Genomic DNA, 25,416 nt, shown 5'->3' with positions numbered 1-25,416 from the left:
ATTGCAGGTCGGCAACGAACGAGGGCAAGTCAGGCACACGGCGCGAGGCCGCAGAGCGCCGAACTTCAACCGCTTCCTGCGCACAGGCTATTACATCGACGACTTCCAGGCCACCTACTTCGTCATCGACCGCTTCGAGGACCTGTTCGCCCTCATGCGCGAGACGGATTTTCTGGAACTGTACACGCGGCTGCGGACGGAACCGGAACTGACGCCGTTCGAGATCGGGCCGGAGGATGTGGTGGTGCGTGAAGGGACGGGGGATTACTGGCGGGGGTTTAGTGAGGAGAAGGGGTTGAAGTGAAACACAGTGCTGTCAACGTGGGAGAGGACTCACGAAGCAGGCGGTGAGTTGTCCCCATTGGAATGCTGAACCTACTTGACGTTTTTCAAGCGCTCTTCTTATCTTGCTTCAGTTGGCTCTAGCGGGTAGCGCGGCCGGCGGGATGACCGTCGAGAGCGAGCGGATCTGCTACGGCGAGGCGATGGCGCAAGTCGTCGCCCCGATTGTGCGGCAAGGGCCGAAAGGTTCCGCTGCGGAGTTCAGCACACCGTCAGGCGGGTGAGGTGAACCAGCAGGACCCCAAAGACGCTTGGCATCTGAACTTATCAAAGCAGTTAGGCGACTAGGAAACCTGGAACGCGCATGGAGCGTGATCCAGAGCAACGGGCGCACATCGAAGTCGAAGAAAGTCCGATCGGAGTTGGCCACTTTTTCAGAAGACGCGCCGAGCAGACTCCGATCGATTAAAGGCAAGCTCAGTCAAAATTCGTTTACGTTTGAGCCGGCTGAAGGGATACCGCTCCCTAAAAAGGATGCCCAAGGGCGCGAGACCGGCGCGTTCAGACCAATCGTTCTTGCCCGCGTCGAAAGTCGAATCGTTCAAAGGGCAATTTTGAACGTTCTTTTGGAAGTCCCTGAATTACAGCCGTACATTAAGACCCCCTACAGTTTTGGCGGAATTCGAGGAGAACGGAGATCGCAAGAGGATCTACAAGAACGCAGCGAATCTCTTTCCGCCGTTCCGGCTGCGATCCGAGCCGTTTTAGATGAGATAAGCAGTGGCGCGCGCTTCGTTGCATGCGCAGACATCCGGAGTTTTTTTACGCGCATCTCAAAAGACGCGGTTACTAATATCATCTCCGTCACGACAAAGGACGAAGAATTTACTCGCCTATTTCGGCGCGCCATCGACGTCGAGCTGTCCAACATGGCGCAACTTAGAGAGCGAGCATCAGCGTTTCCGATAGAGGACATTGGCGTCGCTCAAGGTAACTCTCTCTCACCGCTACTTGGAAATATAATTCTTGCTGAATTCGATAAAAAAATGAACGAAGGCGATTGCCGCTGCATTCGCTATATAGATGATTTTATAATATTGGCTCCTTCCAAGAAAGCCGCTGGAGCGCGCTTGCGCAAGGCAACAGAGCTTCTTGCTGCCTTGGGCATGGAACTATCCCCTGAGAAGAGCTCTAAAGGTGGCATTCCAATTGATGACGGCATAGACTTTCTCGGAATAAATATCTGCCGAGGCGCAATTAGACCGAACATCAAGGCGCAAGGGCGGATTCTACTCTCCGTTCAAACGGTCCTCAATGATAGCCTGAAAGCCATGCGAGGCCTTCAGAATGGTAAGCCATTCGATATGGCATATTCACTATCAAGCACATTGAAGAAAATTGACGACATGATCGATGGCTGGGGTAAACACTATTGGTTTTGCAATGATCGTCAGATTTTTGAAAATCTTGACAATAAAATTAATGAATTTATACGGCGCTACCTTGGAGAATATACAGCCATCCGCAGCGCGTCGCAGAGGAGCAAATTTCAAATATTCTTAGGCATAACGGAACTGCGCAACATTAAACGTGAACCGTTTTCGTATCCCAAGTTGAGCAAGTCTACAAGGATCGCAAGTCCCACTCCCCATACAGACTTGCTGTCAGGGACCTCCCTAACCTCGGATTCGGTCACAGTCCCTTAGTCGCCCCCTTGCCATCCCCCTCAAAATCCCTTAAAGGCCCCGCTTCACGTTCGCTCCGGCCGGGGGCTGAACGGACGGCGGTGCCTTGCCGACGGGATCTGATCCCGAGGTGAGGCCCGTGAGGGGCATCCGCCCCGGCGTCCCGTGTCTCCGCCTTCGAACAGCGCGCTCGGGCCTTGGCGACAGGGCTCGAAGGGCTCAGCGCCGGAGAGAACGTCGGTTGTAAAGGAAAGGCCACTCAATGGCTCTCTACGAGCACGTCTTCCTGGCACGCCAGGATATTTCCGCACAGCAGGTCGAGGCCCTCGTCGAACAGTTCAAGGGCATCGTCGAGACGAACGGCGGCTCCGTCGGCAAGACCGAGTACTGGGGCATCAAGTCGCTCGCCTACCGCATCAAGAAGAACCGCAAGGCGCATTTCACGCTGGTCAACATCGACGCCCCGGCCGCGGCCGTGGCCGAGATGGAGCGCCAGATGCGCATCAACGAGGACATCCTGCGCTTCCTCACCCTGCGGGTCGAGGCGCACGAGGAAGGCCCCTCGGCGATGATGCAGAAGCGCGACCGCGACGAGCGCCGCGACCGCGACGGCGGTTTCGACCGCGGCCCGCGTGGCGATCGTGGTGACCGCGGCCCGCGCCGCGACCGCCGCGAAGACGAAACGGCGTCCGAGGAGAACTGAGCCATGTCGAGCGCACCCCGCCGCCCCTTCTTCCGCCGCCGCAAGACCTGCCCGTTCTCGGGCCCCAACGCGCCGGTGATCGACTACAAGGACACGCGCCTGCTCTCGCGCTACATCTCGGAGCGCGGCAAGATCGTGCCCTCGCGCATCACGGCCGTCTCGGCCAAGAAGCAGCGCGAGCTCGCCCAGGCCATCAAGCGCGCGCGCTTCCTGGGCCTGCTGCCCTACGTCATCAAGTAAGGTGACGTTCGACGCGGCATCCGGCTCGCCGGGTGCCGCGCACAGCCCCGAGCGGACGCCTCGCCCGCCCGGACGCAGCAAGCGAACTGAAAACCCCGTCGCTCTCCCGTCACGGTTTCGTGGAGAGTTTGCTGGGACGGACATCGGATCCGCCCCTAACCCTGCGAAAGGCAGCGGGACAGCAGGACGATGATGAGCACTCTCGTCATAGGCGCAGGCGCCGGCCTCGTATCGGCCCTCCTCTTCACCGTGGTGATCACCGGATCGCCGCTGGCGGTGATGCTGTCCTATGTCGCCCCCCTTCCCGTCATCATTGCAGCCCTTGGCTGGAACCACCGGGCCGGCCTCGTCGCCGCCGCCGTCGGCGCGCTCGCCATCGGCATCGCGCTGCGCTGGGCGGCCGCGCCGGCCTTCGCGCTCGGCGTCGCCCTGCCCGCCTGGTGGCTCGCCTATCTCGGCCTTCTCGGCCGCGCCACGGGCGACGGGCGCACCGAATGGTATCCCATCGGCCGTCTGCTGCTGTGGGTGGCCGCGGTCGCCGGGCTCGTCACCTTCGCCGGCGCCGTCTCGCTCGGCTGGTCCTACGAGGCCTATGTCGAGACCATGCGCCGCGCCATCGAGTCCGTGCTGAGGGCGGAGCTCGGCGCCGGGGCTGAAGGCGCCGCCGGGGGCGCCGGCGAACTGCCCGGCGGCCTTGCGAGCGTCGCGACGGTCGACACCATCGTCGCCGTGTTGCCGCTCGCCGCCGCGGCCTCCTTCGTGCCGATGCTCGTCATCAACCTCTGGGGCGCGGCCAAGGCGGTGAGCCTCTCCGGCCGGCTGCCGCGGCCGTGGCCGCCGCTGCCGCTGATGATGCTGCCGCGCCAGGCGCCTTTCGCGCTGGCCATTGCGCTCGCCGGCGGCGTCATGCTGACGGGCTTTGCCGGCGTGCTCGCCCAGGCGCTCACCGGCGCGCTCGCCGCTGCCTTCGCGCTGCAGGGTCTCGCGGCCATCCACCGCTGGACGATGGGCAAGGCCGGACGGCCGCTGATCCTCGGCCTCGTCTATCTCGTCGTCGTCATCTTCCTCATCTGGGCGCTGCCGGTGCTCGCCGTCGTCGGCGTCATGGCGGCCTTCTTCGGCCCGCCCGAACACCAGATCACGTCGGGCACGCCGCCCGTCGCTCCCGATCGCCAGAACCGAACCTGAAACGTAAGGAGAACCACCATGGAAGTCATCCTGCTCGAACGCGTGCCGAAGCTCGGCCAGATGGGCGAAGTCGTGCGCGTGCGCGACGGTTTCGCCCGCAATTTCCTCCTGCCGCAGGGCAAGGCGCTGCGCGCCACCACCGCCAACAAGGCCCGCTTCGAGCAGCAGCGCGCCCAGCTCGAGGCCCGCAACCTCGAGCTCAAGAGCGAGGCCGAGAAGGTCGCCGAGAAGCTCAACGGCGAGAGCTTCGTCGTCCTGCGCCAGGCCGGCGAGACGGGCGTGCTCTACGGCTCGGTCGCCACGCGCGACATCGCCGAGGTGCTGACGGCCGGCGGCTTCAGCGTCTCGCGCCAGCAGATCGTGCTCAACGCGCCGATCAAGACGCTCGGTCTGCACACCGTGCCCGTGGCGCTGCACCCGGAGGTCGAGGTGTCGATCACCGTCAACGTCGCCCGCAGCGCCGAGGAGGCCGAGCGCCAGCAGCGCGGCGAGGCCGTCTTCACCCGTGAGGAGACGAACCTCGACGACCTCGGCCTCGAGGTGGGTGCGGCACTGGCCGACGCCGCCGGCGAAGAGCAAGTCTGAGGCAAGACAAAGCCCATGAAACAGCGACCGGCGGCGGACGAAGCCGCCGGTTTCAGCCCGTTTCTTCAGCCACCTTCGCAGTTCATGGGCGCCGTGATTGGCGCCCATTGCATTTCTGGGCAACCGTTCCTAACCTTTTTCTGTCGTTCCAGCACAGTGCAACGGCCGCGAGGCCGGGAGGAGGTGCAGGTATGGACAGGTTGCTGCGACCGTTGCTTGGGCGCCTCATCCGGCAAGGCACCCTCGAAGTGCAGGTGGCGGACACGCCACCCTTCGTCGTCGGCGACGGCAGCGGCCCTCCCCTCAGCGTCCGCATCGCGGGCCGGCGGGACGTGGCGGCGCTCATCGCCAATCCGGACCTTGCCCTCGGCGAACTCTACATGAACGGCCGCCTGACGATGCAGAAGGGCGACATCGCCGATCTGATCGCGCTCGGCATGATCAACCTGCGCCTCGCGCGCCCGCCCCTGCCGGTGCGCCTCGTCCGGCGCTGGCGCAAGTGGCTGCGCGGCTTCATGCAGTGGAACCGCATGCCGCGATCGCGGCGCAACGTCGCCCATCACTACGACCTGGACGGGCGCCTCTACAGCCTCTTCCTCGATGCCGACAGACAATATTCCTGCGCCTATTTCGAGACGCCCGACCAGTGCCTCGACGATGCGCAACTCGCCAAGAAGCGGCACATCGCGGCCAAGCTGCTCGTCGAGCCGGGGCACAAGGTGCTCGACATCGGCTGCGGCTGGGGCGGACTGGGTCTCTATCTCGGCGCCTATGCGGAAGCGGACGTCGTCGGCATCACCCTGTCAGAGGAGCAACTCGGCGTCGCCAATGCCCGCGCCAAGGAGCGCAACCTCGCCGACAAGGTGCGTTTCCGGCTGCAAGATTACCGCGCCGTCGCCGAACGCTTCGACCGCATCGTCTCGGTCGGCATGTTCGAGCACGTCGGCGTGCCCTATTACCAGACCTTCTTCGACACGGCGGCGCGTCTGCTCGACGACGACGGCGTCATGCTGCTGCATTCCATCGGCCGCATGGAGGAGCCCGGCGCGACCAATTCCTGGATCGCCAAGTACATCTTCCCCGGCGGCTACATCCCGGCTCTGTCGGAGGTGCTGCCGGCCATCGAGCGCGCCGGCCTCATGGTGACGGACATCGAGATCCTGCGTCTGCACTATGCCGAGACGCTAAAGGCCTGGCGCCAGCGCTTCCATGCCCGCCGGGAGGAGGCGGTCGCGCTCTATGACGAGCGTTTCGCCCGGATGTGGGATTTCTATCTCGCCGGCTCGGAGATGTCCTTCCGCCACGACGGCATGATGGTGTTCCAGATCCAGCTCGCCAAGAAGATCGGCACCGTGCCGCTGACGCGCACCTACATCGCCGAGCGGGAAGCCGCGCTGCGCCGGCGCGAGGGCCAGCGCAGCCCGCTGAGGCTCGCCGGGGAGTAGCGGGACGGGGAAGAGACTGCGGAGCCCCACGGCCACGGTCGCTGAAACCCGGTGCCGTCCCTTCCTGCCGTCATGCCCGCGGTTGTTGCGGGCATCCACGCCTTTGACGATTGCAAGCCCGAAGGCGTGGATGGCCGGGACAAGCCCGGCCATGACGAGGGAGCCCCCGCACCTGCATTGACACGCCGGCGTCATGGGCAATGCCCTGCCTCCGTGCGACAGAGTCACCCGCGCGACACGGTCAACGAAAGGTTAACGACTTCTCAACGTCGTCCCCGCTTTGCTGGACTGTGCACCGCGTTTTCGCCGCCGCCCGCCCGCGCCGCTTCGACGGACGCGGCGACGTGTTAGTCTGATCGTCCAGCGACTCGATGACCGAAGACCGATGGCAACCGTGAATTCACTCGCAGCGCGGCTCGACGGCCCCGATGAGCCCCGCTACCGTCTTGCGCCGCACAATATCGACGCCGAGCAGGCGCTGCTCGGCGCGATTCTCGTGAACAACGAAGCGTTCTTTCGCGTCTCGGACTTTCTCGAGCCCGCCCATTTCCACGAGGAGGTGCACCGGCGCATCTACGAGGTGACATCGAGCCTCATCAAGGCAGGCAAGATCGCGACCCCCATCACGCTGAAGACCTTCCTTGGCGACCACGACCTCGGCGGCCTTACCGTATCGCAATATCTCGCGCGGCTCGCCGCCGAGGCGACAACCATCATCAACGCCGAGGACTACGGCCGCACGATCCACGACCTCGCCATCCGCCGCGAGCTCATCAGCATCGGCGAGGATATGGTCAATGTCGCCTATGATGCGCCGGTCGACGTCTCGCCCCGCGATCAGATAGAGGACGCGGAACGCAAGCTCTACAGCCTTGCCGAAACCGGCCGCTACGACGGTGGCTTCCAGCGCTTCGCCGATGCGCTCACCGCGGCCATCGACGTCGCCGCTGCGGCTTACAAGCGCGAGGGCAAGCTCTCCGGGCTCGCCACCGGCCTGCACGACCTCGATCGCATGATGGGCGGCCTGCAGCCGTCGGACCTTGTCATCCTGGCCGGCCGCCCGGCCATGGGCAAGACGTCGCTCGCCACCAACGTCGCCTTCAACATCGCCAAGGCCTACCGCGGCGAGAAGCAGCCGGACGGCGCGGTGAAGACGGTGGACGGCGGCATCGTCGGCTTCTTCTCGCTCGAAATGTCGGCCGAGCAGCTGGCCAACCGCATCATCGCCGAGCAATCCGGCATTCCCTCGTACAAGATCCGTCGCGGCGACATCCGCGAGGAGGAGTTCTACCGGATCAGCGATGTCGCCCGGGAGATGCAGACCATTCCCTTCTACATCGACCAGACGGGCGGTCTATCCATCGCCCAGCTCGCAGCGCGGGCACGGCGCCTGAAGCGTCAGCGGGGGCTGGACCTCCTCGTGGTGGACTACCTGCAGCTGCTCTCCGGCTCGTCCAAGAAGGGCGACAACCGCGTGCAGGAGCTGACCGAGATCACGACGGGCATGAAGGCGCTCGCCAAGGAGTTGCACGTGCCCATCATCGCCCTGTCGCAGCTGTCGCGTCAGGTCGAGAACCGGGACGACAAGCGGCCGCAGTTGTCGGACCTGCGCGAATCGGGCTCGATCGAGCAGGATGCCGACGTCGTGCTCTTCGTGTATCGCGAGGAATATTACCTCAAGAACAAGGAGCCGAAGCCCGGCACCGAGGAACATTTCAAGTGGCAGGCCGAGATGGACCAGGCCCATGGCAAGGCCGAGGTCATCATCGGCAAGCAGCGCCACGGCCCGACTGGCACCGTGCAGCTGTCCTTCCAGGCGGATGTCACGCGCTTCGGCAATCTCGCGCAGGAAGACCGCCTGCCAGAGCAGTTCTGAACGGCCCTGAGGCCCGATCCACATGAGGCTCCGGACATCGTGACCAGCAAACCGAACGAGCCGCGCCCCGCCATCGGCGAAGACGAGGCGGGCGGGCTCCTCACCATCGACCTCGGCGCCCTCGTCGCCAACTGGCGCATGCTGGCCGCCAAGGCGGGCGGAGCCGAGACGGCGGCAGTCGTCAAGGCCGACGCGTACGGCATCGGCATCGACCAAGCGGTCCCCGCGCTTTACGCTGCCGGTTGCCGCACCTTCTTCGTCGCCCATCTCGTCGAGGCGCGGCGCACGCGCGCGGCGGCGCCGGATGCCGTGATCTATGTGCTCAACGGCCTCCTGCCCGGCACCGCCGCCGCCTACCCGGCGCATGACCTGCGGCCGGTGCTCGGCTCGCAGGAGGAAGTCGAGGAATGGGCAGCCTTCTGCCGGGCGGGTGCGGGCCGGCTGCCGGCGGCCATCCATGTCGACACGGGCATGAACCGTCTCGGCCTCAGGGCCGAGGCCGCGCTGCAGCTCGCCGAAGACGCCGAGCTTCTCGGCGCCTTCACGCCGAGCCTCGTCATGAGCCATCTCGTCTCGGCCGAGGAGCCGGAGCATCCGATCAATGCCCGGCAGGTCGCCGCCTTCACGCATGTGCGCGAGCGCTTTGCCGGCGTGCCAGCCTCGCTGTCCAATTCCTCCGGCATCTTCCTGCCGCAGGCGCCGCATTTCGACCTCGTGCGGCCAGGCTACGCGCTCTACGGCGGCAACCCGACCCCCGAACGCGCCAACCCGATGCGCCCGGTGGTTCAGCTCGAGGCGCGCATCATACAGCTGCGCTGGGCGCCGGATGGCGAAACGGTGGGCTATAATGGCCACTGGACGGCACAGGGCCGGCGGCGCATCGCGACGTTGTCGGTCGGCTATGCCGACGGCTATCTGCGCACGGCGAGCGGCACCAATCTCAAGAGCGGCGGCGAGGCGCTCGTGGCCGGCGTGCGCTGCCCCTTCGCCGGGCGCATCTCGATGGATCTGATCACGCTTGATGTCAGCGCCGTGCCCGAGGGCGCTGTCCGGCGCGGCGACAAGGTCACCCTCATCGGCAACGGCCTCACCGTGGACGAGGCCGGCAAGCGCGCCGGCACCATCGGCTACGAGATGCTGACCGACCTCGGCAAGCGGTATTACCGTCGCTACCTGCCGGCAGCGTCCTAGCGTATGGCCAGACGTGCGCCCTCCTTCATCTGCCAGAGCTGCGGCGCCTCCTATACGCGCTGGCAGGGCAAGTGCGATGCGTGTGGGGCGTGGAACAGCCTCGCCGAGGAGACGGCGAGCGCCCCGTCCATGCCCGTGCCGGGCGCGCGGCTCGGCGGACGGGCAAAGGGACGCGTCTTCCCGCTCGAGGGACTCACCGGCAGCGAAGCACAGGCACCGCGCGCGGCGAGCGGCATCGGCGAACTCGACCGCGTGACGGGCGGCGGCTTCGTCGAGGGCTCGGTCATCCTCATCGGCGGCGACCCCGGCATCGGCAAGTCGACCCTGCTGATCCAGGCCTGCGCCGCGCTGGCACGGGCCGGCCACCGCATCGCCTACATCTCGGGGGAAGAGGCCATCGGCCAGGTGCGCCTCAGGGCTGACCGCCTCGGCCTCACCGACGCACCGGTGGAGCTCGCCTCGCAGACCAATGTCGAGGACATCGTCGCCACTTTGTCGCAGGGGCCGGCGCCGCGGCTCGTGGTCATCGATTCGATCCAGACCATGTGGAGCGGCCTCGTCGATGCGGCGCCCGGCACCGTCACGCAGGTGCGCGGCAGCGCGCAGACCCTCATCCGCTTCGCCAAGACCACCGGCACCTGCGTCATCCTCGTCGGTCACGTCACCAAGGACGGGCAGATCGCCGGCCCGCGCGTGGTCGAGCACATGGTGGATGCGGTGGTCTCCTTCGAGGGCGACAGCGGCCACCATTTCCGCATCCTGCGCGCCGTCAAGAACCGCTTTGGGCCCACTGACGAGATCGGCGTCTTCGAGATGACGGGCAGCGGCCTTGCCGAAGTGCCCAACCCCTCCGCCCTCTTCCTCGCCGGCCGCGACCATGCGGCGCCCGGCGCGGCGGTCTTCGCCGGCATGGAGGGCACGCGCCCCCTCCTCGTCGAGTTCCAGGCGCTCGTCGCCCCGACCTCACTCGGCACGCCGCGACGGGCGGTGGTGGGATGGGAGCAGAACCGTCTCGCCATGGTGCTGGCCGTGCTCGAGGCACACGGCGGCCTCAGGCTCGGTATGCACGACGTCTATCTGAGCGTTGCGGGCGGGCTGAAAATCACGGAGCCGGCGGCCGACCTCGCTGCGGCGGCAGCCCTCGTCTCCTCCCTCGCCGGCCGGCCGCTACCGCCCGAAGTCGTCTTCTTCGGTGAGATCGGTCTTTCCGGCGCGGTCAGACCGGTCGCCCAGGCTGCCCAGCGCCTCAAGGAGGCGGCCAAGCTCGGCTTCCGCCGCGCCGTGACGCCCGCGGCCATCCGCGAGGCGGGCGATGCGTCGCTCGCCCTCACCGGCACGGCCCATATCGCGGATCTCGTCGCCAACGTCGCGGCCGGGCCGCGGCAAAGGGATGCCCGGCTCGTTCATGACAGGTGACGAAAGCCCATCGGCGGGCTATACAGCGCGCTGAGGCAGCAACGTGGCCAGCGGCACCGGAGCCGAGGGCATAACGAACACAAGGCTCAACGGCGCGCGCTCATGCCAGTTCCGCTTCTCGATCTCATCGTTCTTGGCATCGTCGTCATCTCGGCCCTGCTGGCGACCGTGCGCGGGTTCACGCGCGAGGTCCTCGCCATCGCGTCCTGGGCCGCTGCGGCGATTGCCGCGCTGATGCTGCATCCGGCGCTGCTGCCCTACGTGAAGCAGCACATCTCGAACCCGACCATCGCGCTTGTCGTGGCCATCGCGGCCATTTTCCTCGTCACGCTGATCATCGTGTCCTTCATCACGGTGCAGCTGTCGGACCTGGTGCTCGATTCGCGTATCGGCGCGCTCGACCGTTCGCTAGGTTTCATCTTCGGCGCGGCCCGCGGCTTCCTGATCTGCGCCGTCGCCTTCCTCTTCTTCAACTGGCTGGTCACACCCGAGATGCAGCCGGAATGGGCGCGGGACGCCAAAACGCGCGGCATCCTGCAATCCACCGGCAACAGCCTGATGGCGCTTCTGCCGGATGATCCGGAAACCGCCATCCTGCAACGTCTCAAGCGGCCGAAGCCCGAAGGCGAGACCGGGGAACCGCCGGCCGAAGCGGTACCGGAGCAGCGCACCCAGCAGATGCCCGGCAGCTACGAACAGGGCGACCGGCAGGGCATTCGCGCCCTCGTGGGGGGAAACAACTGAGGCAACCCGCGCTTTTCGCACATGCGGCATGACGCGAGTGCGGATTGCAACGACAATGGTTTGACACGACATGAGGCGTGACCGCCCGTTTCCATGATCCCATGGTCGGCGGGCTACCGTGCATGCGGTGGACGACATGATGGACAGCGACTTCGACGGGGATACCCTGCACGAGGAGTGCGGGGTGTTTGGCATTTTCGGACATCCTGACGCGGCGGCGGTCACTGCGCTCGGCCTGCACGCACTGCAGCACCGCGGGCAGGAGGCGGTCGGCATCGTCTCCTACGACGGCGCCAAGTTCCATGCGGAGAAGGGCCTCGGTCTCGTCGGCGACAACTTCTCCGACGCGGCGGTGATTGCCCGCCTGCCCGGTGCGGCCGCCATCGGCCACGTGCGCTATGCGACGACGGGCGAGACGGCGCTGCGCAACGTGCAGCCCCTCTTTGCCGAGTTGCACGGCGGCGGCTTCGCCGTGGCACATAACGGCAATCTGACCAACGCGCTCACCCTGCGCCGCCAGCTGGTGCAGGAAGGCGCTATCTGCCAGTCGACCAGCGACACCGAAGTTATCCTGCATCTCGTCGCGCGCAGCCGCCGCGGACGCTTCATCGACCGGTTCATCGACGCGCTGCAGCGCCTAGAGGGAGCCTATTCCTTCGTCGGGCTCACCAACAAGAAGCTCATCGGCGCCCGCGACCCGCTCGGCATTCGACCGCTGGTGCTGGGGCAGCTCGACGGGCGCTACATCCTTGCCTCCGAAACCTGCGCGCTCGACATCATCGGCGCGAGATTCGTGCGCGACATCGAAAACGGCGAGGTCGTCGTCATCTCCGAAGAAGGCATCGAATCGATCAAGCCGTTCCCGGACCAGCCGATGCGCCCCTGCATCTTCGAGTACATCTACTTCGCCCGGCCCGATTCCATCGTGCACGGGCGCAATGTCTACGAGGTTCGCAAGCGCATGGGCGAACAGCTGGCGCGCGAGGCGCCGGCCTCGGCCGACGTCGTCGTGCCGGTGCCCGATTCTGGCGTGCCGGCGGCCATCGGTTATGCCCAGGCCTGCAACATTCCCTACGAGCTCGGCATCATCCGCAACCACTACGTCGGGCGCACCTTCATCCAGCCGACCCAGTCGGTGCGGGAGATCGGTGTGCGCATGAAGCACTCGGCTAACCGCGGCGTGGTGGCGGGCCGGCGCATCGTGCTCGTCGATGATTCCATCGTGCGTGGCACCACGTCAGTGAAGATCGTGCAGATGATGCGTGATGCCGGGGCGACCGAGGTGCACTTCCGCATCGCGAGCCCGCCGATCGCCCATCCGGACTACTATGGCATCGACACGCCGGAGCGCGACAAGCTGCTGGCAGCGACCCATTCGCTGGAGGAAATGCGGGCTTATATCGGTGCCGACTCGCTCGCCTTCCTGTCGGTCGACGGCATCTACCGCGCCGTCGGCTACGAAGGCCGCGACACTGCGCGCCCGCAATTCACCGACCATTGCTTCACCGGCGATTATCCGACGCCGCTCACCGACATCTCCGGTGAAGCGCCGCGTCAGCTCTCGATGCTGGCCGAAGCGGGCTGAATCACCGCGTCCTTCCGATGAAAAACCCGCCTTCGTGAGAAGGCGGGTTTTTTCTTGCCAGCCCTGAAACCTTCAGGCCGGCCCTCTCTGCATCATGCCTGCGCTCGTCGCGGGCATCCACGCCCGCCGGCCTGTGCAACGTCGGGGCGTGGATGGCCGGGACAAGCCCGGCCAGGACGCTCCAAGCCGACCGCGTCTCAGGCAACTGACGACCGCACAACTACAGGTCAGATCACGATCACCCGTGTTCCTGTCGGCACGCGCTGGTGGAGGTCGATGATATCGTCGTTCATCAGCCGCACGCAGCCGGAGGAGACCGCCTGGCCCATGGTCCAGGCTTCGGTCGTGCCGTGGATGCGGTAGAGTGTGTCGACTCCATTCTGGTAGAGGTAGAGTGCGCGGGCGCCGAGCGGGTTCTTGATGCCGCCGGCCATCATCACCGGCAGCTCCGGCTGGCGCTTGCGCATCTCGGGCGGCGGATACCAGGCGGGCCAGACGGCCTTGCGCGCCACGGTCGCCTCGCCCGACCAGGAGAAGCCGTCGCGGCCGATGCCGCAGCCGTAGCGCAGCGCCTCACCATTTGACAGCACGAGATAGACGAAGCGCGTCTTGGTGCGCACGACGATCGTGCCTGGGCGGCCGGGACCCTCGTAGGGCACGATCTGGCGCATGTAGATGGGGTCGATGACGAAATCCTGCGGTGGGCCGGCAAGGTTATCAGGCGCCTGCTGGGCGGAGGCCCCGACGCCGGTCATGGCCGCGGCCGGCAAGCCCGCGAGCGAACAGGCGGCGGCGCTGAGACCGATGGAGAGAAAATTGCGACGATTCATGGACATGTCTTCTTCCTCGGGAGGGGCGGACGCCGCCGGCAGCGGCACGGCCCGAGGCTGGCCTCCAGGCACCCGCCGCGACCGCCGGGACATCGCGTGCCCGGCGGATTAATCCTGCCGTGCGGGCGATGCCCTCGGGGCGTCATGAACGAAAACGGAGATGGTTCAGATGACGAGAAGCCGCGGCGGGCCGAGCGGCGGCGGCATCTCGTGCGTCGGCGGCATGCGGCTCTGCTCGCAGGCAGCAAGCCCCGAAAAGCCTCGCAACGGCACCGCAACCGCGGCTGTCGGCAGGATGCCCGGCTGGCAAGGCGTCTTGGTCTCGCCGGCTGGCACGGCCTGACCGTCGATGGCCGATGCCGCATCAAGCGACAGGACGGCAAGCTCGCTGAGGCTCGACGCCGCGAAGGTGACGGCGAGGCGCTCGGCCGCATTGCGTGCATGGGCCATCCGCCCGGCAACCATGGCAACTGCCACGGCAACAACGAGCGCCAGACCGGCGCCGCGCACGAAGCGCCGCCACCCGACACGTCCATCGATGCTCGCTGATATCAGCACGATTGCCCCGCCAAAGCTGCGGTTTCCGCCTGCCGCCATGTACACCGGTCAGATGCTGCCGCATTGCGGCAAAACTGGGCAAATCACAGGCCGGCGAGCTGAGAAGGCAACAGTGTTGCACAAACTCCACAACTGCGTTCCCAGCCTCGCCCAGCGGCGCAAATGGTGCTAGGGACGGGCCAGATCAGACTCGCGCCTCAACTGCAGGATCGTCCATGTCCAGCCCCCTCGCCGACCGCATCGCCCTCGTCACCGGCGCCTCGCGCGGCATCGGCCGTGCCGTCGCGCTCGAACTGGCGCGCGCCGGCGCTCATGTGATCGCCCTTGCCCGTACCAGCGGTGCGCTCGAGGACCTCGACGACGAGATCCGCGCCCTCGGCGGCTCGGCAACTCTGGTGCCGGTCGACCTCAAGGATTACGATGCGCTCGACCGGCTCGGCGCCGCCATCCACGAGCGCTGGGGCAAGCTTGATGTGCTCGTCGCCAATGCCGGGCTGCTCGGCGCGCTCTCGCCACTCGGTCATATCGAGCCGAAGGTGTGGGACGACGTGATGGCTGTGAACGTCACCGCCAACTGGCGCCTCATCCGCTCGCTCGATCCGCTGCTGCGTGCCTCCGATGCCGGCCGGGCGGTGTTCGTCTCCTCCGGCGCGGCGCACAAGGGCACCGCCTATTGGGGCGTCTATGCGGTCTCGAAGGCGGCGCTCGAGATGCTGGCGCGGACCTATGCGGCCGAAACCGCCAGCACGCCGGTGAAGGTAATGCTCGCCAATCCGGGCCCGCTGCGCACGGCCATGCGCCGGGCGGCCATGCCGGGCGAGGACCCGCAGACCCTGCGCACGCCGGAGGATTTCGCGCCGCACCTCGTCAAGCTGGTGCTGCCGGAGTGGCAGGAGAGCGGGCTCATCTACGATTTTCGCGAGGATCGGCTGCTGAAGCCGCAGATGCCTGCCTAAGGCGAGGCATTAGGCAGTCGTTGATCCGACTGCCGATTGCCTATTGCCGACTGCCCTTCTCGTACGGGTTCTTGCCCGTGCGTAGTGAGAGGCGGATCGGCACGCCCGGCAGGTCGAAGGCCTCGCGCAGGCCGTTGACAAGATAGCGCGTGTAGGACCTCGGCAGTTCCTGCAGTTGGTTGCCGAAGATGGCAAAGTGCGGCGGGCGCGCCTTCACCTGGGTCATGTAGCGGATCTTGATGCGCCGGCCGGCCACCGCCGGCGGCGGGTGGCTCGCCAGCATGTCGCCGAGCCAGCGGTTGAGCTGAGCGGTCGATACGCGGCGGTTCCACACGTCGTGCGCCGCGAAGACCGCCTTCATCAGCACATCGATACCCTCGCCAGCGAGGCCGGACAGCGGCACGACCGGCACGCCCTTGACCTGGGCGAGCAGGCGCGAGGCCTCTTCCTTCAATTCCTTCAGCAGGCCCGGCCGGTCGGCGACGAGGTCCCACTTGTTGAGGCCGATGACGAGCGCCCTGCCCTCGCGCTCGACGAGATCGACGATGGTGAGGTCCTGCTTCTCGAAGGGGATGGTCGCATCGAGCAGCACGACGACGACGTCGGCGAAGCGCACGGCGCGCAGGCCGTCGGCCACGGATAGCTTCTCGAGCTTGTCCTCGACGCGGGCGCGCTTGCGCATGCCGGCGGTGTCGAACAGCTTCACCCGCCGGCCGCGCCAGTCCCAGTCGAGCGAGATGGTGTCGCGCGTGATGCCGGCTTCCGGGCCGGTGAGCAGCCGCTCCTCGCCCAGCATGCGGTTGACGAGGGTGGACTTGCCGGCATTGGGGCGGCCGACGATGGCGACGCGGACGGGCCGGTCGGCCTCCTCAACCTCCTCAACCTCGTCCTCATCCTCCTCCGGCTCGCGCGGCAGCAGGGCCTCGAGCGCGTCGTAGAGCTCGCCAAGGCCCTCGCCGTGCTCGGCCGAGATCGGCACGGGATCGCCGAGGCCGAGGCCGAAGGCCTCATAGGCGCCCTCGATTCCCTTGCCACCCTCCGCCTTGTTGGCGAGCAGCACCACGGGCTTGCCGGAGCGGCGCACCACGTCGGCGAAGGCGCGGTCGGTCGGTGTCAAGCCGGCCCGCACGTCAACGACGAAGAGGATGACGTCGGCATCGGCGATCGCCGCTTCGGTCTGCGCACGCATGCGCCCGGCGAGGGAAGCCTCGTCCGCCTCCTCAAGGCCGGCCGTGTCGACGATGTTGAAGGTGAGGTCGCCGAGCCGTGCCTCGCCCTCGCGCCGGTCGCGCGTAACGCCCGGCCGGTCGTCGACCAGCGCGAGCTTCTTGCCGACGAGGCGGTTGAACAACGTCGACTTGCCGACGTTGGGCCGGCCGACGATGGCGACTGTGCCAGCCATGGCTTCGTACCTCGTGAACTCAGCCGGCCTTGCCGACGGGGCCGCTGCGCACGAGTTCGAGATAGATGTTGACGCGCTGGCGCAAGGCCGGCGGCGCCTCGCGGTCGGCGGCAATCTGATCGAACCAGCGGCCCGCCGCCTCGTAGTCGCCGGCCTTGAGCGCCGCGAGGCCGAGGAGTTCGCGCGCGCTGTGGCGCCACACGGCGGCAGGCGTGGCGAGCGGCTCGAGCTTCGCCGTCACGGTCGGGGCGTCCATCTGGTCGAAGCCCGCGACGACGGCGCGCAGGCGCGCGAGATCGCGCAGGCCGGCCGGCACGGTCGCGTCGGCCGCGATCGCCTCGTAGGCCTCGACGCCCCGGGCCGGATCCGAGCGTGCGGTCTCCGCCGCCAGGCGCAGGCGCGCCACGAGGCGGTAGCCGGTCGACCCGTCGTTCTCGATCTCGCGCAGCAGCGCCGCGGCCTCGTCGCCCCGGTTCGCACCGAGAAGCTCGAGCGCCTGCTCGTAGCGGGCGCCGGTCGCCTCCGCCTGGCTGCGCTGCTGGTGCTGGTAGAATCGCCAGCCGCCAATGGCCGCGACGAACACGACCGCCAGGACGATGACCTTGGTGCCGTGCTTCTTCCAGAAGGCGAGCGCCTTGTCGCGCCGCAGTTCCTCTTCGATCTCGTGAAAGATATCAGCCATCGAGCCCGTAGACCGCTGGCCCGCGCGAGGCGCGGGCAAATTTCATCCAGCCGGTCGCCTAGCACAGTCACCGGCCAAAGGCGAGCGCCATGGACGAGCGCGCGCCGGCGAGCCGCCGCGCGTTCAATCGCAGGCTCGCGCCGGCGCGATCCGGCGGAGCGGACGGCCGGGAAGCGACCATCCGAGGTTCATCGCCGCCGCGGCGAAAAGCACGCCGACGGCGCCGGCGATCTGCAGCCCCTGCAGGGGATGGCCGAAGACCAGAAGATCGACCAGCACCGCGGCGATCGGATAGATGAAGGACAGGGCCCCGGCGAGATGAGTCGGCAGCCGCTGAAGAGCGCCGTAGAGCAGGATGTACATGAGCCCAGTATGCACGATGCCGACGGTCGCGAGCAGCGTCCACTGCCTTGCGCCGGACGGCGGATGCGCCAGATCGGCGAAGGGCGCCAGCATCAGGATGCCGACGCAGACCTGCACGAGGGCGATGAGGTGCGGCGGCGTGCCGGCGAGCCTGCGCGCGACGATGGCGGCGAGCGCATAGAAGAAGGCCGCGGCAAGCGCCAGGAGAATGCCGCCGAGATAATCGCCGCTGGCTGTGGCCGCAGCGGGTTTTCCCTCGACGATCAGCAGCATGCCGGCGAAGGCGAGCGCGAGCCAGACGAGCTGCGCGCCGGTCACCCGCTCGCGCAGAAGGAGCGCCCCGAGCCCCACCAGCATGAAGGGCTGCGTGTTGTAGACCACCGTGGCGACACCGATGGACGCCCGCGAATAGGCGGCGAAGAGCAGCAGCCAGTTGAGAACGATCGCGACGCCCCCGAGCGCGGCAAGGCCGAGGATGCGAAGCGGCCATGTTCCCCGCAGGAGGCCCATGGCCGCGCAGACGACGAGGAGCGTCGCCGCGCCGAAGACGCAGCGCCAGAACACCACGTCGAGTACAGGCCGGCCGGACATGACGACGAACCAGCCGATGGTGCCGGAGATGACCATCGCCGCCGTCATCTCCGCCGTGCCCCGCAACCTCTCGCTCATGATCCGTCCTCCGCGGCCGCTGCCGCCGGTACCATTGCCATCGCTGACGATGATGATGCGGCGCCCGGGCGCATTCCATGCGTTCTGGAAGGCAGGTTTTCAAATCTTCCTAATTATGCAAGGCTGAAGGCTCAATCTGCCGATGAGGCCGCCATGCTGGACGATATCGACCGACGTCTCCTCGCCGTCCTCGTGGAGGATGCGCGTCTCTCCCTCAAGGAGCTCGCAGCCCGTGTGGGCCTGTCGTCGCCGAGCGTGTCGGAGCGGTTGCGGCGGCTGGAGGAACGGGGCGTGGTGCGCGCCTATACGGTGGATATCGCCCCCCAGGCGCTCGGCTATCAGTTGCAGGCGATCGTCCGCATCCGCCCGATGCCGGGTAGATTGCATGTCGTGCAGAAGCTCATCGAGGAGACCGAGGCCTTCTGCGAATGCGACAAGGTGACGGGCGACGATTGCTTCATCGCCCGTCTCTTCGTGCGCTCCATCGAGGAACTCGACCGCATCCTCGACCGCATCGCCGACAAGGCCGAGACGAGCACCGCCATCGTCAAGTCGCAGCCGATCCGCCGGCGGCCGCCTCCGCTGGCCTGAGCTTACCCTCCGTCGCCCCTGCCTGGAACATCGCGCCGGAAAGGTTGAAGGCGCACCCCGAAGCATCGCTCACAGTAGCGGCGCGATGAGGGAGGCGACAAGCAGCAGGGCAAGCGTGACATTGGTCAGCCGCGCCCCAAGCGGATCATGGAGGAGGCGGGAGAGACCGGTGCCCGCCAGCAACCAGGCGAGATGGATAATGACGATCATGGCCGCGAGGACGGCCGTCTTGATGGCTGCGTCCTTCCAGTCGGCGCCGCTCACGACGCTCGTGCTGGTGAAAACGGCGGTGATGGCGAGCCAGGCCTTGGGATTGGCGAGCGCCAGCAGGAAGCCGCCGATGAAGGAGGGCGCGGCTGCTTCGCCACGACCGCGGCCGCCGCGGTCGAGCGGCGGCGCTGTCGCGATGTCGAAGGCAAGGTAGAGGATATAGAGGCCGGCCGCCGCCGCGAGAACTGGCACAACGCCGGGCAAGGCGCCCAGCAGCGTGGCCATGCCGAGGGCGATGGCGAAGAGCACCGTCGTCGTGCCCGCCACGAGGCCCGCGGCATAGCCGAGAGACCTCCGGAATCCGAAGGCCGCGCCGACCGCGGCGAGGCTGATCGTCGAGGGGCCGGGACTGCCCATGACGACAACCGCCGCGAGCACGAATGGCACGAGTGCACGCCAGTCCTCCAGCCACGACAAGGCCAGCGCCATCATCGGCTTTCCCCACACTTTCGCCAGTCGGTACGAGGATGACCGTGGGGTACGGGCGTGTCTTGGATGCGCGTGCGGATCGCTATTTCGTTGCAGCGCTCGGCTCGTCGTCCGAAGGAGCGATGTCCGGCGCCTCGAAGCCGGGTTCAGCATAGGTGTTCTCGACGCCGGGGAAGGCCCGGTTGCGGACGTCGCGCGCATAGCGGGCGATGGCGTCGGAAGCGATGGCCCCGACCTCCGCATAGCGCCGGACAAACTTCGGCACGCGCGGCATGAGACCGAGCATGTCCTCGGCAACGAGGATCTGACCATCGCAGACGACAGAGGCGCCGATGCCAATGGTCGGCACGGGCATGGCGCGTGTCAGGGCCGCCGCGACACGCACCGGGACGGCCTCCACCACCAGCGCGAAGGCGCCGGCGGAGACGACCGCTTCGGCATCGGCGGCGATCGCCTCGCTCTCCACGTCGTCGCGCCCGCGCGGGCGGAAGGAGCCGAAGCTGTTGATGGACTGCGGCGTCAGGCCGACATGTCCCATCACGGGAATGCCGCGCTCCACGAGATAGCCGACGGTCGCCGCCATGTGGCAGCCGCCCTCCAGCTTCACCGCACCGCAGCCGGTCTCCTTCATGACACGCGAGGCGGCCCGGAAGGCAGCCTGCGGGCCGTCCTCGTAGGAGCCGAAGGGGAGATCGACGACGACGAGGGCATGGCGGGAAGCCCGCACGACGGCGGCACCGTGCGCGATCATCATGTCGAGCGTCACGGGCACGGTCGTGTCGTAGCCGTAGAGGACCATGCCGAGGGAATCGCCAACCAGGAGGAAGTCGCAATGCTCGTCGGCAAGGCGCGCTCCGGGGGCATGGTAGGCAGTGAGCCCGACGACCGGCGCTCTGCCTTTGCGCGCGCGAATGTCCGGCGCCGTCAGCCGGCGTACGCCACCCACAACCGACATGCTTTATTCCTTTCCCCGTTCAGGCCGGCAATACCGGTACCCCGATCAATAGCGGATGCAGCCAGAACAAAAAAGCAACATAGACGATAGTACCAGCGACGACCGCCACCACGTCGTTGCGGGGAGAGCCGACCGGAACGGCCGCATCGCTGCCGGGACGCCGCTTCACGGCGATGCGGTCCACCACCGCCCAGACGAGGAAAGAGCCGAACAGGAGCAGGGAACCGAGATCGCCGTTGGCGAGAAGGTGCGCGAAGGCCCAGATCTTCACCGCCGCCAGCATGGGATGGCGGACCTTGCGCTTGATCGCACCGGGCGCATAGGCCGCGACGAGCAGAACGAAGACGGGCCACATCAACGCCAGCGCCAGGTGCCGCCCCCACAGTGGCGGGTCCCAAAGGGGAATGTAGCCCTCCGCCCGATAGCGCCCGAAGCCCCAGACGATCAGCACGAGACCGATCAGGGACACCAGCGAATAGAGCGTCTTGTAGCCCCCCTCGCCCAGCCTCGCGACAGCGACAGCGCGGGGACCGCGATACATCGTGAAGACATGGGCAGCGAAAAAGATCGCAAGGCCGATGATCAGCAGAGTCATGCCAGCGTCTCGACAGCAACGAGGGCCGCACAGTGCTTCATGCCGCAGGGTGATGCAAGTGCGCTTATTCCATGCAGAGCCGCCACCGCGCGCGCGGCACCAGCCCCGCGCAAGCAGGGCCGGCGGTCGCTGCGCGGCACCGGCACAATGCCCTCTTGCATGCCGGGACCGTTTCTGGTTCTAATCACCTATGGTTGTATATAGCATTATGCATAACTATTGATTGTGGACTTTCCGGATCTGCCGACGTCCGCAACGAACGGGCTGTTCGTGCGTCAAATGCGTCGTCACGCCGCGCAGGATCGTCTGCAGGCGCCACGGAGGAGGTCGTCATGCACATCGTCGGGCGGCGAACGGAGGCCTTCGAGCGGCCCTGCCGCGAGCACGCCCGCGGCAGGTGGATGCCCATCGGCGGCGGCAGCCTATTCCGCGGCCGTCGCAAGCGAGCCGACGTCGACGCCCATGCGGCGGGCGACGCCGGCGCCATAGGCCGGGTCGGCCCGGTGGAAGTGCACGATCTGCCGGCGCACGATCTCCTCGGGCACGCCGTCCATGGCGGCGGCGATGTTGTCCATCAGCCGCTCCTGCGCGTCGGCGGGCATCAGGCGGAAGAGGTTGCCGGGCTGGGTGTAGTCATCGTTGCCCGCGCGATGGTCGTAGCGCGCCGCATCGCCCGAGATCTTCAGCGGCGGCTCGGCATAGTCCGGGTTCTGGGCCGGGCCGCCGAAGCTGTTCGGCTCGTAATAGGCGTTCGCATTGGCGTGGCCTGCGAGGCGCATGGCGCCATCGGCGTGGTAGGTGTGCACCGGGCAACGCGGCTGGTTCACCGGGATCTGGTGGTGGTTGATGCCGAGCCGGTAGCGATGCGCATCCGCGTAGGAGAAGATGCGCGCCTGCAGCATCTTGTCGGGCGAGAAGCCGACGCCCGGCACCACGTTGGCGGGCGTCAGGCCGGCCTGCTCGACCTCCGCGAAGTAGTTCTGCGGGTTGCGGTTGAGCTCGAGGATGCCGACCTCGATGAGCGGATAGTCGGCGTGCGGCCACACCTTGGTGAGGTCGAAGGGATTGTACGGCGTCTTTTCGGCGTCGAGCTCCGGCATCACCTGGATACAGAAGCGCCAGCGTGGATAGTTGCCCTTCTCGATCGACTCAAAGAGGTCCCGCTGGGCCGATTCACGGTCCTTGCCGATCACCTGCTCGGCCTCGGCATTGGTCCAGGTCGCGATGCCTTGCATCGACTTGAAGTGGAACTTCACCCAGAAGCGCTCGCCCGCGGCATTGACGAAGGAATAGGTGTGCGAGCCGAAGCCGTGCATTTGCCGGTAGTTTTGCGGCAGTCCGCGGTCGGACATCAGGATTGTCACCTGGTGCAGACTCTCCGGCGACAGGGACCAGAAGTCCCACATGGCGGTGTTCGAGCGCAGGTTGGTGACGGGGTGGCGCTTCTGGGTATGGATGAAGTCGGGGAACTTCAGCGGGTCGCGCACGAAGAAGACCGGCGTGTTGTTGCCGACGATGTCCCAGTTGCCCTCTTCCGTGTAGAAGCGCAGGGCAAAGCCGCGCACGTCGCGCTCGGCATCAGCGGCGCCGCGCTCGCCCGCCACGGTCGAGAAGCGGAGGAAGGCTTCGGTCTGCTTGCCGATCTGCGAGAAGATCTTTGCGCGGGAGTAGCGGCTGATGTCGTTGGTAATGGTCAGCGTCCCGTAGGCACCCGAGCCCTTGGCGTGGACCGTGCGCTCGGGAATGCGTTCGCGGTTCTGGTGCGCCAGCTTCTCGAGAAGATGGAAATCCTGCATCAGGAGCGGGCCGCGGGGTCCGGCGCTGAGGCTGTTCTGGTTGTCCGCCACAGGCGCGCCACTGGCCGTCGTCATCGTCGATTTCGACATCGAACCTCTCCTTTCACGTTTCTGAACGCGACATTGAGGATAGTTCCGTATCAGGTCCAATTGTTTTACCTTACTCAGTTGATAAGAAAGACTGATTGCCATGATCACTCTGCGCCATCTCAGATATTTCGAGGCCCTGTCCCGCCATCGTCATTTCCGCCGCGCGGCGGAAGAATGCTCGGTCACCCAGCCGGCGCTATCGATGCAGATGCAGGAATTCGAGGCCTTGCTCGGCACGGTCCTCATCGAGCGGCGTAGGGGCGACGTCCAGCTGACGGAGATGGGCCACGAGGTGGCCCGGCGCGCCCGGGAGATCCTCGTGGCAGCGCGCGATCTCATGGAATATGCGCGCACCCGTCAGGAGGTGCTGTCCGGGCCGCTGCAGCTCGGCATCATTCCCTCGATCGCGCCCTATGTCCTGCCACGCATCCTGCCCGAGATCACCGAGGCCTATCCCGCGCTGTCGCTCAACATCCGCGAGACGCTCACGGCCCAGCTCCTCGACGAGCTGGTGGCCGGGCGGGTGGACGTCGTCCTGATGTCGCTGCCCATCGACCATCCGGATATCGAGGCCGTGCCGCTGTTCGACGACAATTTCCTGCTCGCCATGCCCGCGGCGGAGGACATGCCGGCCCATCAGCGGCCTCAGCCGGAGACGCTCGATCTCAAGCGTCTCCTCCTCCTCGAGGAGGGGCATTGCCTGCGCGAGCAGGCGTTGACCTTCTGCGGCATGCCGGGAGCGACGCAGCGACAGCAGTTCGGGGCTTCCAGCCTGGCGACGATCGTCCAACTCGTCGCCAACGGCTATGGCCTGACCCTCGTGCCGGAGATCGCCGTGCCCGTGGAGGTCGGACAAGATGCCCGCATCCGGCTCGTGCGCTTCGCCGATCCCGAGCCCTATCGCACCATCGGCCTTGCCTGGCGACGTAGTTCCTCCCGCCGCAGGGATTTCGAGGCGCTCGCCGCCATCGTCCGGCAGGTGGCGGGCCAGATCCTCACGGACGTCAAGCAGCGCGAGCGGGAGGCCGCTTGAAGCGACAACGCGCCGGGACGAAGGCCCCGGCGCGTTGCCGAATTCTGCGAAAGCCGGTCAGGCCCGCTCAGGTGAGCGCGGCCACCGCCTTCATCACGCCGCGCAGTTCGGCGAGTCCCCGCAGCCGGCCGACGAGCGGATAGCCCGGATGCGTCTTGCGCGAACCGTCGTCGAGCAGCACCTGCCCATGGTCGGGGCGCATGGGTATCTGCCGATCCGCCCGGCCCTCGCGCGCGCGGCGCTGCTCTTCCGCATGCAGCGCGACGATGACGGCCACCATGTCGACGTCGCCGTCGAGATGCTCGCTCTCCATGAAGCTGCTGTCCGCGTCGCGCTTCACATTGCGCAGATGTGCAAAATGGATGTGGGCTGCGAAGCGGCGCGCGATCGTCGGAAGATCATTATCGGCCCTGGCGCCGAGCGAGCCTGTGCACAGCGTAATGCCATTCGCGGGCGATGGCGCGGCCGCGACGATATAGGCAAGATCCTCTGCATTCGAGACGATGCGCGGCAGGCCGAAGAGCGGTCGCGGCGGATCGTCCGGATGCACACACAGGCGCACGCCCGCCTCCTCCGCCGTCGGCACCACCTCCTCGAGGAAGCGCTTAAGGTTGGCGCGCAGGTCCGCGACGCCGAAGCCGTCGTAGCGCGCGAGCACGGCCTTCAGGCCCGGCACGTCGTAGCGCGTGTAGGCGCCCGGCAGGCCGGCCATGATCGTGTCGAGCAGGCGCTGTCGGTCGGCCTCGGTCGAGGCGTCGAACCACGCCCTCGCGCGGGCCAGCACCTCCGGCGAAAACTCCGCCGCAGCACCCGGCCGCTCCAGCATAAAGCAGTCGAAGGCCGCATGGAGATGGGCGTCGAAACGAAGCGCGAGCGCGCCGCCAGGCTGGGGATAGGCAAGATCCGTCCGCATCCAGTCGAGCAGCGGCATAAAATTGTAGCAGACGGTGGTGACGCCCGCGGCGGCGAGATTGCGCAGCGAGGTGCGGTAGTTGTCGAAGAGGGGACGCAGATCCCCCTCCCCGAGCTTGATGTTCTCGTGCACCGGCAGGCTCTCGACGACGCTCCAGCGCAGGCCGAGGCTCCGATCGGCCTCGATCAGGCGCCTGCGTTCCATGATCGCCTCGAGGGGCCAGACTTCGCCATAGGGGATGTCGTGCAACGCCGTGACGATGCCACGCGCGCCGGTCTGCCGGATTTCGTTCAGCCGCACTGGGTCCGCCGGACCGAACCATCGGAACGTTTCTTCCATGAGAG

The 25,416-nt window shown here is 66.7% G+C and carries 25 protein-coding genes; 15 read left to right on the top strand and 10 right to left on the bottom strand.

Annotated elements, in window-relative coordinates; translation table 11 throughout:
• Position 1 precedes the first annotated feature (1 nt).
• The 12 genes from ASC46_RS17335 (at position 2) to purF (ending at position 12,940) form a co-directional block, all read left to right on the top strand.
• A complete protein-coding gene (locus tag ASC46_RS17335) occupies positions 2-304 on the top strand; it encodes a hypothetical protein (RefSeq protein ID WP_055460561.1) in 303 nt (100 codons plus the stop codon).
• Between the two features lie 289 nt (positions 305-593).
• Positions 594-1,988 carry a reverse transcriptase domain-containing protein gene (locus ASC46_RS20950; RefSeq protein WP_082464891.1) on the top strand — a complete coding sequence of 465 codons (1,395 nt, stop codon included), beginning with the start codon at positions 594-596 and terminating at the stop codon, positions 1,986-1,988.
• Between the two features lie 241 nt (positions 1,989-2,229).
• Positions 2,230-2,670 (top strand): 30S ribosomal protein S6, encoded by a 441-nt coding sequence (rpsF, locus tag ASC46_RS17330; protein WP_055460560.1) that lies wholly within the window; start codon positions 2,230-2,232, stop codon positions 2,668-2,670.
• A 3-nt stretch (positions 2,671-2,673) separates the two neighbouring features.
• Complete coding sequence (gene rpsR / locus ASC46_RS17325) at positions 2,674-2,910, top strand: 30S ribosomal protein S18 (protein WP_019404164.1); 237 nt, start codon at positions 2,674-2,676, stop codon at positions 2,908-2,910.
• Positions 2,911-3,099: 189 nt separating this feature from the next.
• A complete protein-coding gene (locus ASC46_RS17320) occupies positions 3,100-4,098 on the top strand; it encodes a DUF2232 domain-containing protein (RefSeq protein WP_055460559.1) in 999 nt (332 codons plus the stop codon).
• A gap of 18 nt (positions 4,099-4,116) precedes the next feature.
• Positions 4,117-4,683 carry a 50S ribosomal protein L9 gene (rplI, locus tag ASC46_RS17315; protein WP_055460558.1) on the top strand — a complete coding sequence of 189 codons (567 nt, stop codon included), beginning with the start codon at positions 4,117-4,119 and terminating at the stop codon, positions 4,681-4,683.
• A gap of 191 nt (positions 4,684-4,874) precedes the next feature.
• On the top strand, positions 4,875-6,128 hold the full coding sequence (locus ASC46_RS17310) for a cyclopropane fatty acid synthase (protein WP_055460557.1): 1,254 nt from the start codon (positions 4,875-4,877) through the stop codon (positions 6,126-6,128).
• Positions 6,129-6,513: 385 nt separating this feature from the next.
• Positions 6,514-8,004 carry a replicative DNA helicase gene (locus ASC46_RS17305; RefSeq protein ID WP_055460556.1) on the top strand — a complete coding sequence of 497 codons (1,491 nt, stop codon included), beginning with the start codon at positions 6,514-6,516 and terminating at the stop codon, positions 8,002-8,004.
• A 39-nt stretch (positions 8,005-8,043) separates the two neighbouring features.
• Positions 8,044-9,195 carry an alanine racemase gene (gene alr, locus ASC46_RS17300; protein ID WP_082464890.1) on the top strand — a complete coding sequence of 384 codons (1,152 nt, stop codon included), beginning with the start codon at positions 8,044-8,046 and terminating at the stop codon, positions 9,193-9,195.
• A 3-nt stretch (positions 9,196-9,198) separates the two neighbouring features.
• Complete coding sequence (radA, locus tag ASC46_RS17295) at positions 9,199-10,611, top strand: DNA repair protein RadA (protein ID WP_055460555.1); 1,413 nt, start codon at positions 9,199-9,201, stop codon at positions 10,609-10,611.
• Between the two features lie 102 nt (positions 10,612-10,713).
• Positions 10,714-11,355: a CvpA family protein gene (locus ASC46_RS17290; RefSeq protein ID WP_055460554.1), complete on the top strand. Its 642-nt coding sequence runs from the start codon at positions 10,714-10,716 to the stop codon at positions 11,353-11,355.
• A 136-nt stretch (positions 11,356-11,491) separates the two neighbouring features.
• The gene (gene purF, locus ASC46_RS17285; protein ID WP_055460644.1) at positions 11,492-12,940 is read left to right on the top strand and encodes an amidophosphoribosyltransferase; all 1,449 of its coding nucleotides are present in this window, start codon (positions 11,492-11,494) and stop codon (positions 12,938-12,940) included.
• A 227-nt stretch (positions 12,941-13,167) separates the two neighbouring features.
• Here the strand turns inward: purF and ASC46_RS17280 are convergent, their stop codons facing one another.
• On the bottom strand, positions 13,168-13,776 hold the full coding sequence (locus tag ASC46_RS17280; RefSeq protein WP_055460553.1) for a L,D-transpeptidase: 609 nt from the start codon (positions 13,774-13,776) through the stop codon (positions 13,168-13,170).
• A 159-nt stretch (positions 13,777-13,935) separates the two neighbouring features.
• Positions 13,936-14,367 (bottom strand): hypothetical protein, encoded by a 432-nt coding sequence (locus tag ASC46_RS17275; RefSeq protein ID WP_055460552.1) that lies wholly within the window; start codon positions 14,365-14,367, stop codon positions 13,936-13,938.
• A 176-nt stretch (positions 14,368-14,543) separates the two neighbouring features.
• On the opposite strand from ASC46_RS17275, the gene ASC46_RS17270 reads away from it, so the two are divergent.
• A complete protein-coding gene (locus ASC46_RS17270) occupies positions 14,544-15,284 on the top strand; it encodes an SDR family NAD(P)-dependent oxidoreductase (protein ID WP_055460551.1) in 741 nt (246 codons plus the stop codon).
• A gap of 40 nt (positions 15,285-15,324) precedes the next feature.
• Here the strand turns inward: ASC46_RS17270 and der are convergent, their stop codons facing one another.
• The 3 genes from der to ASC46_RS17255 all read right to left on the bottom strand — a co-directional run bounded on the left by der (position 15,325) and on the right by ASC46_RS17255 (position 18,400).
• Positions 15,325-16,686 (bottom strand): ribosome biogenesis GTPase Der, encoded by a 1,362-nt coding sequence (der, locus tag ASC46_RS17265; RefSeq protein WP_055460550.1) that lies wholly within the window; start codon positions 16,684-16,686, stop codon positions 15,325-15,327.
• A gap of 19 nt (positions 16,687-16,705) precedes the next feature.
• Positions 16,706-17,368: a tetratricopeptide repeat protein gene (locus ASC46_RS17260; protein ID WP_055460549.1), complete on the bottom strand. Its 663-nt coding sequence runs from the start codon at positions 17,366-17,368 to the stop codon at positions 16,706-16,708.
• A gap of 123 nt (positions 17,369-17,491) precedes the next feature.
• Positions 17,492-18,400: a DMT family transporter gene (locus ASC46_RS17255; protein ID WP_055460548.1), complete on the bottom strand. Its 909-nt coding sequence runs from the start codon at positions 18,398-18,400 to the stop codon at positions 17,492-17,494.
• Between the two features lie 153 nt (positions 18,401-18,553).
• Here ASC46_RS17255 and ASC46_RS17250 point away from each other — a divergent pair, with 153 nt between their 5' ends.
• A complete protein-coding gene (locus tag ASC46_RS17250; RefSeq protein ID WP_055460547.1) occupies positions 18,554-18,991 on the top strand; it encodes an Lrp/AsnC family transcriptional regulator in 438 nt (145 codons plus the stop codon).
• Positions 18,992-19,060: 69 nt separating this feature from the next.
• Here the strand turns inward: ASC46_RS17250 and ASC46_RS17245 are convergent, their stop codons facing one another.
• The 4 genes from ASC46_RS17245 to ASC46_RS17230 form a co-directional block, all read right to left on the bottom strand.
• Positions 19,061-19,690: a LysE family translocator gene (locus ASC46_RS17245; protein ID WP_342585602.1), complete on the bottom strand. Its 630-nt coding sequence runs from the start codon at positions 19,688-19,690 to the stop codon at positions 19,061-19,063.
• Positions 19,691-19,772: 82 nt separating this feature from the next.
• Positions 19,773-20,645 (bottom strand): 3-methyl-2-oxobutanoate hydroxymethyltransferase, encoded by an 873-nt coding sequence (panB, locus tag ASC46_RS17240; protein WP_055460545.1) that lies wholly within the window; start codon positions 20,643-20,645, stop codon positions 19,773-19,775.
• 19 nt (positions 20,646-20,664) lie between these two features.
• The gene (locus ASC46_RS17235) at positions 20,665-21,240 is read right to left on the bottom strand and encodes an NnrU family protein (RefSeq protein WP_055460544.1); all 576 of its coding nucleotides are present in this window, start codon (positions 21,238-21,240) and stop codon (positions 20,665-20,667) included.
• 422 nt (positions 21,241-21,662) lie between these two features.
• On the bottom strand, positions 21,663-23,126 hold the full coding sequence (locus ASC46_RS17230; protein ID WP_055460543.1) for a catalase: 1,464 nt from the start codon (positions 23,124-23,126) through the stop codon (positions 21,663-21,665).
• Between the two features lie 100 nt (positions 23,127-23,226).
• On the opposite strand from ASC46_RS17230, the gene ASC46_RS17225 reads away from it, so the two are divergent.
• The gene (locus tag ASC46_RS17225; protein WP_055460542.1) at positions 23,227-24,159 is read left to right on the top strand and encodes a hydrogen peroxide-inducible genes activator; all 933 of its coding nucleotides are present in this window, start codon (positions 23,227-23,229) and stop codon (positions 24,157-24,159) included.
• A gap of 67 nt (positions 24,160-24,226) precedes the next feature.
• Here the strand turns inward: ASC46_RS17225 and uxuA are convergent, their stop codons facing one another.
• On the bottom strand, positions 24,227-25,411 hold the full coding sequence (gene uxuA / locus ASC46_RS17220) for a mannonate dehydratase (protein ID WP_055460541.1): 1,185 nt from the start codon (positions 25,409-25,411) through the stop codon (positions 24,227-24,229).
• Between the last annotated feature and the right edge of the window lie 5 nt (positions 25,412-25,416).

The organism is Chelatococcus sambhunathii, from assembly GCF_001418005.1.
In the GTDB taxonomy this organism is placed as follows: domain Bacteria; phylum Pseudomonadota; class Alphaproteobacteria; order Rhizobiales; family Beijerinckiaceae; genus Chelatococcus_A; species Chelatococcus_A sambhunathii.
This window is presented reverse-complemented; position numbering and strand designations above follow the sequence as displayed.

Coding starts and splice junctions, on each gene's coding strand:
- ASC46_RS17260 (WP_055460549.1), bottom strand. CDS start 17,368: ATGGCTGATATCTTTCACGAGATCGAAGAGGAACTGCGGCGCGACAAG.
- ASC46_RS17270 (WP_055460551.1), top strand. CDS start 14,544: ATGTCCAGCCCCCTCGCCGACCGCATCGCCCTCGTCACCGGCGCCTCG.
- uxuA (WP_055460541.1), bottom strand. CDS start 25,411: ATGGAAGAAACGTTCCGATGGTTCGGTCCGGCGGACCCAGTGCGGCTG.
- rplI (WP_055460558.1), top strand. CDS start 4,117: ATGGAAGTCATCCTGCTCGAACGCGTGCCGAAGCTCGGCCAGATGGGC.
- ASC46_RS17290 (WP_055460554.1), top strand. CDS start 10,714: ATGCCAGTTCCGCTTCTCGATCTCATCGTTCTTGGCATCGTCGTCATC.
- ASC46_RS17305 (WP_055460556.1), top strand. CDS start 6,514: ATGGCAACCGTGAATTCACTCGCAGCGCGGCTCGACGGCCCCGATGAG.
- rpsR (WP_019404164.1), top strand. CDS start 2,674: ATGTCGAGCGCACCCCGCCGCCCCTTCTTCCGCCGCCGCAAGACCTGC.
- der (WP_055460550.1), bottom strand. CDS start 16,686: ATGGCTGGCACAGTCGCCATCGTCGGCCGGCCCAACGTCGGCAAGTCG.
- purF (WP_055460644.1), top strand. CDS start 11,492: ATGATGGACAGCGACTTCGACGGGGATACCCTGCACGAGGAGTGCGGG.
- ASC46_RS17320 (WP_055460559.1), top strand. CDS start 3,100: ATGATGAGCACTCTCGTCATAGGCGCAGGCGCCGGCCTCGTATCGGCC.
- panB (WP_055460545.1), bottom strand. CDS start 20,645: ATGTCGGTTGTGGGTGGCGTACGCCGGCTGACGGCGCCGGACATTCGC.
- ASC46_RS17235 (WP_055460544.1), bottom strand. CDS start 21,240: ATGACTCTGCTGATCATCGGCCTTGCGATCTTTTTCGCTGCCCATGTC.
- ASC46_RS17255 (WP_055460548.1), bottom strand. CDS start 18,400: ATGAGCGAGAGGTTGCGGGGCACGGCGGAGATGACGGCGGCGATGGTC.
- ASC46_RS17280 (WP_055460553.1), bottom strand. CDS start 13,776: ATGTCCATGAATCGTCGCAATTTTCTCTCCATCGGTCTCAGCGCCGCC.
- ASC46_RS17225 (WP_055460542.1), top strand. CDS start 23,227: ATGATCACTCTGCGCCATCTCAGATATTTCGAGGCCCTGTCCCGCCAT.
- ASC46_RS17245 (WP_342585602.1), bottom strand. CDS start 19,690: ATGGCGCTGGCCTTGTCGTGGCTGGAGGACTGGCGTGCACTCGTGCCA.
- ASC46_RS17310 (WP_055460557.1), top strand. CDS start 4,875: ATGGACAGGTTGCTGCGACCGTTGCTTGGGCGCCTCATCCGGCAAGGC.
- ASC46_RS17230 (WP_055460543.1), bottom strand. CDS start 23,126: ATGTCGAAATCGACGATGACGACGGCCAGTGGCGCGCCTGTGGCGGAC.
- ASC46_RS17275 (WP_055460552.1), bottom strand. CDS start 14,367: ATGGCGGCAGGCGGAAACCGCAGCTTTGGCGGGGCAATCGTGCTGATA.
- radA (WP_055460555.1), top strand. CDS start 9,199: ATGGCCAGACGTGCGCCCTCCTTCATCTGCCAGAGCTGCGGCGCCTCC.
- ASC46_RS17250 (WP_055460547.1), top strand. CDS start 18,554: ATGCTGGACGATATCGACCGACGTCTCCTCGCCGTCCTCGTGGAGGAT.
- rpsF (WP_055460560.1), top strand. CDS start 2,230: ATGGCTCTCTACGAGCACGTCTTCCTGGCACGCCAGGATATTTCCGCA.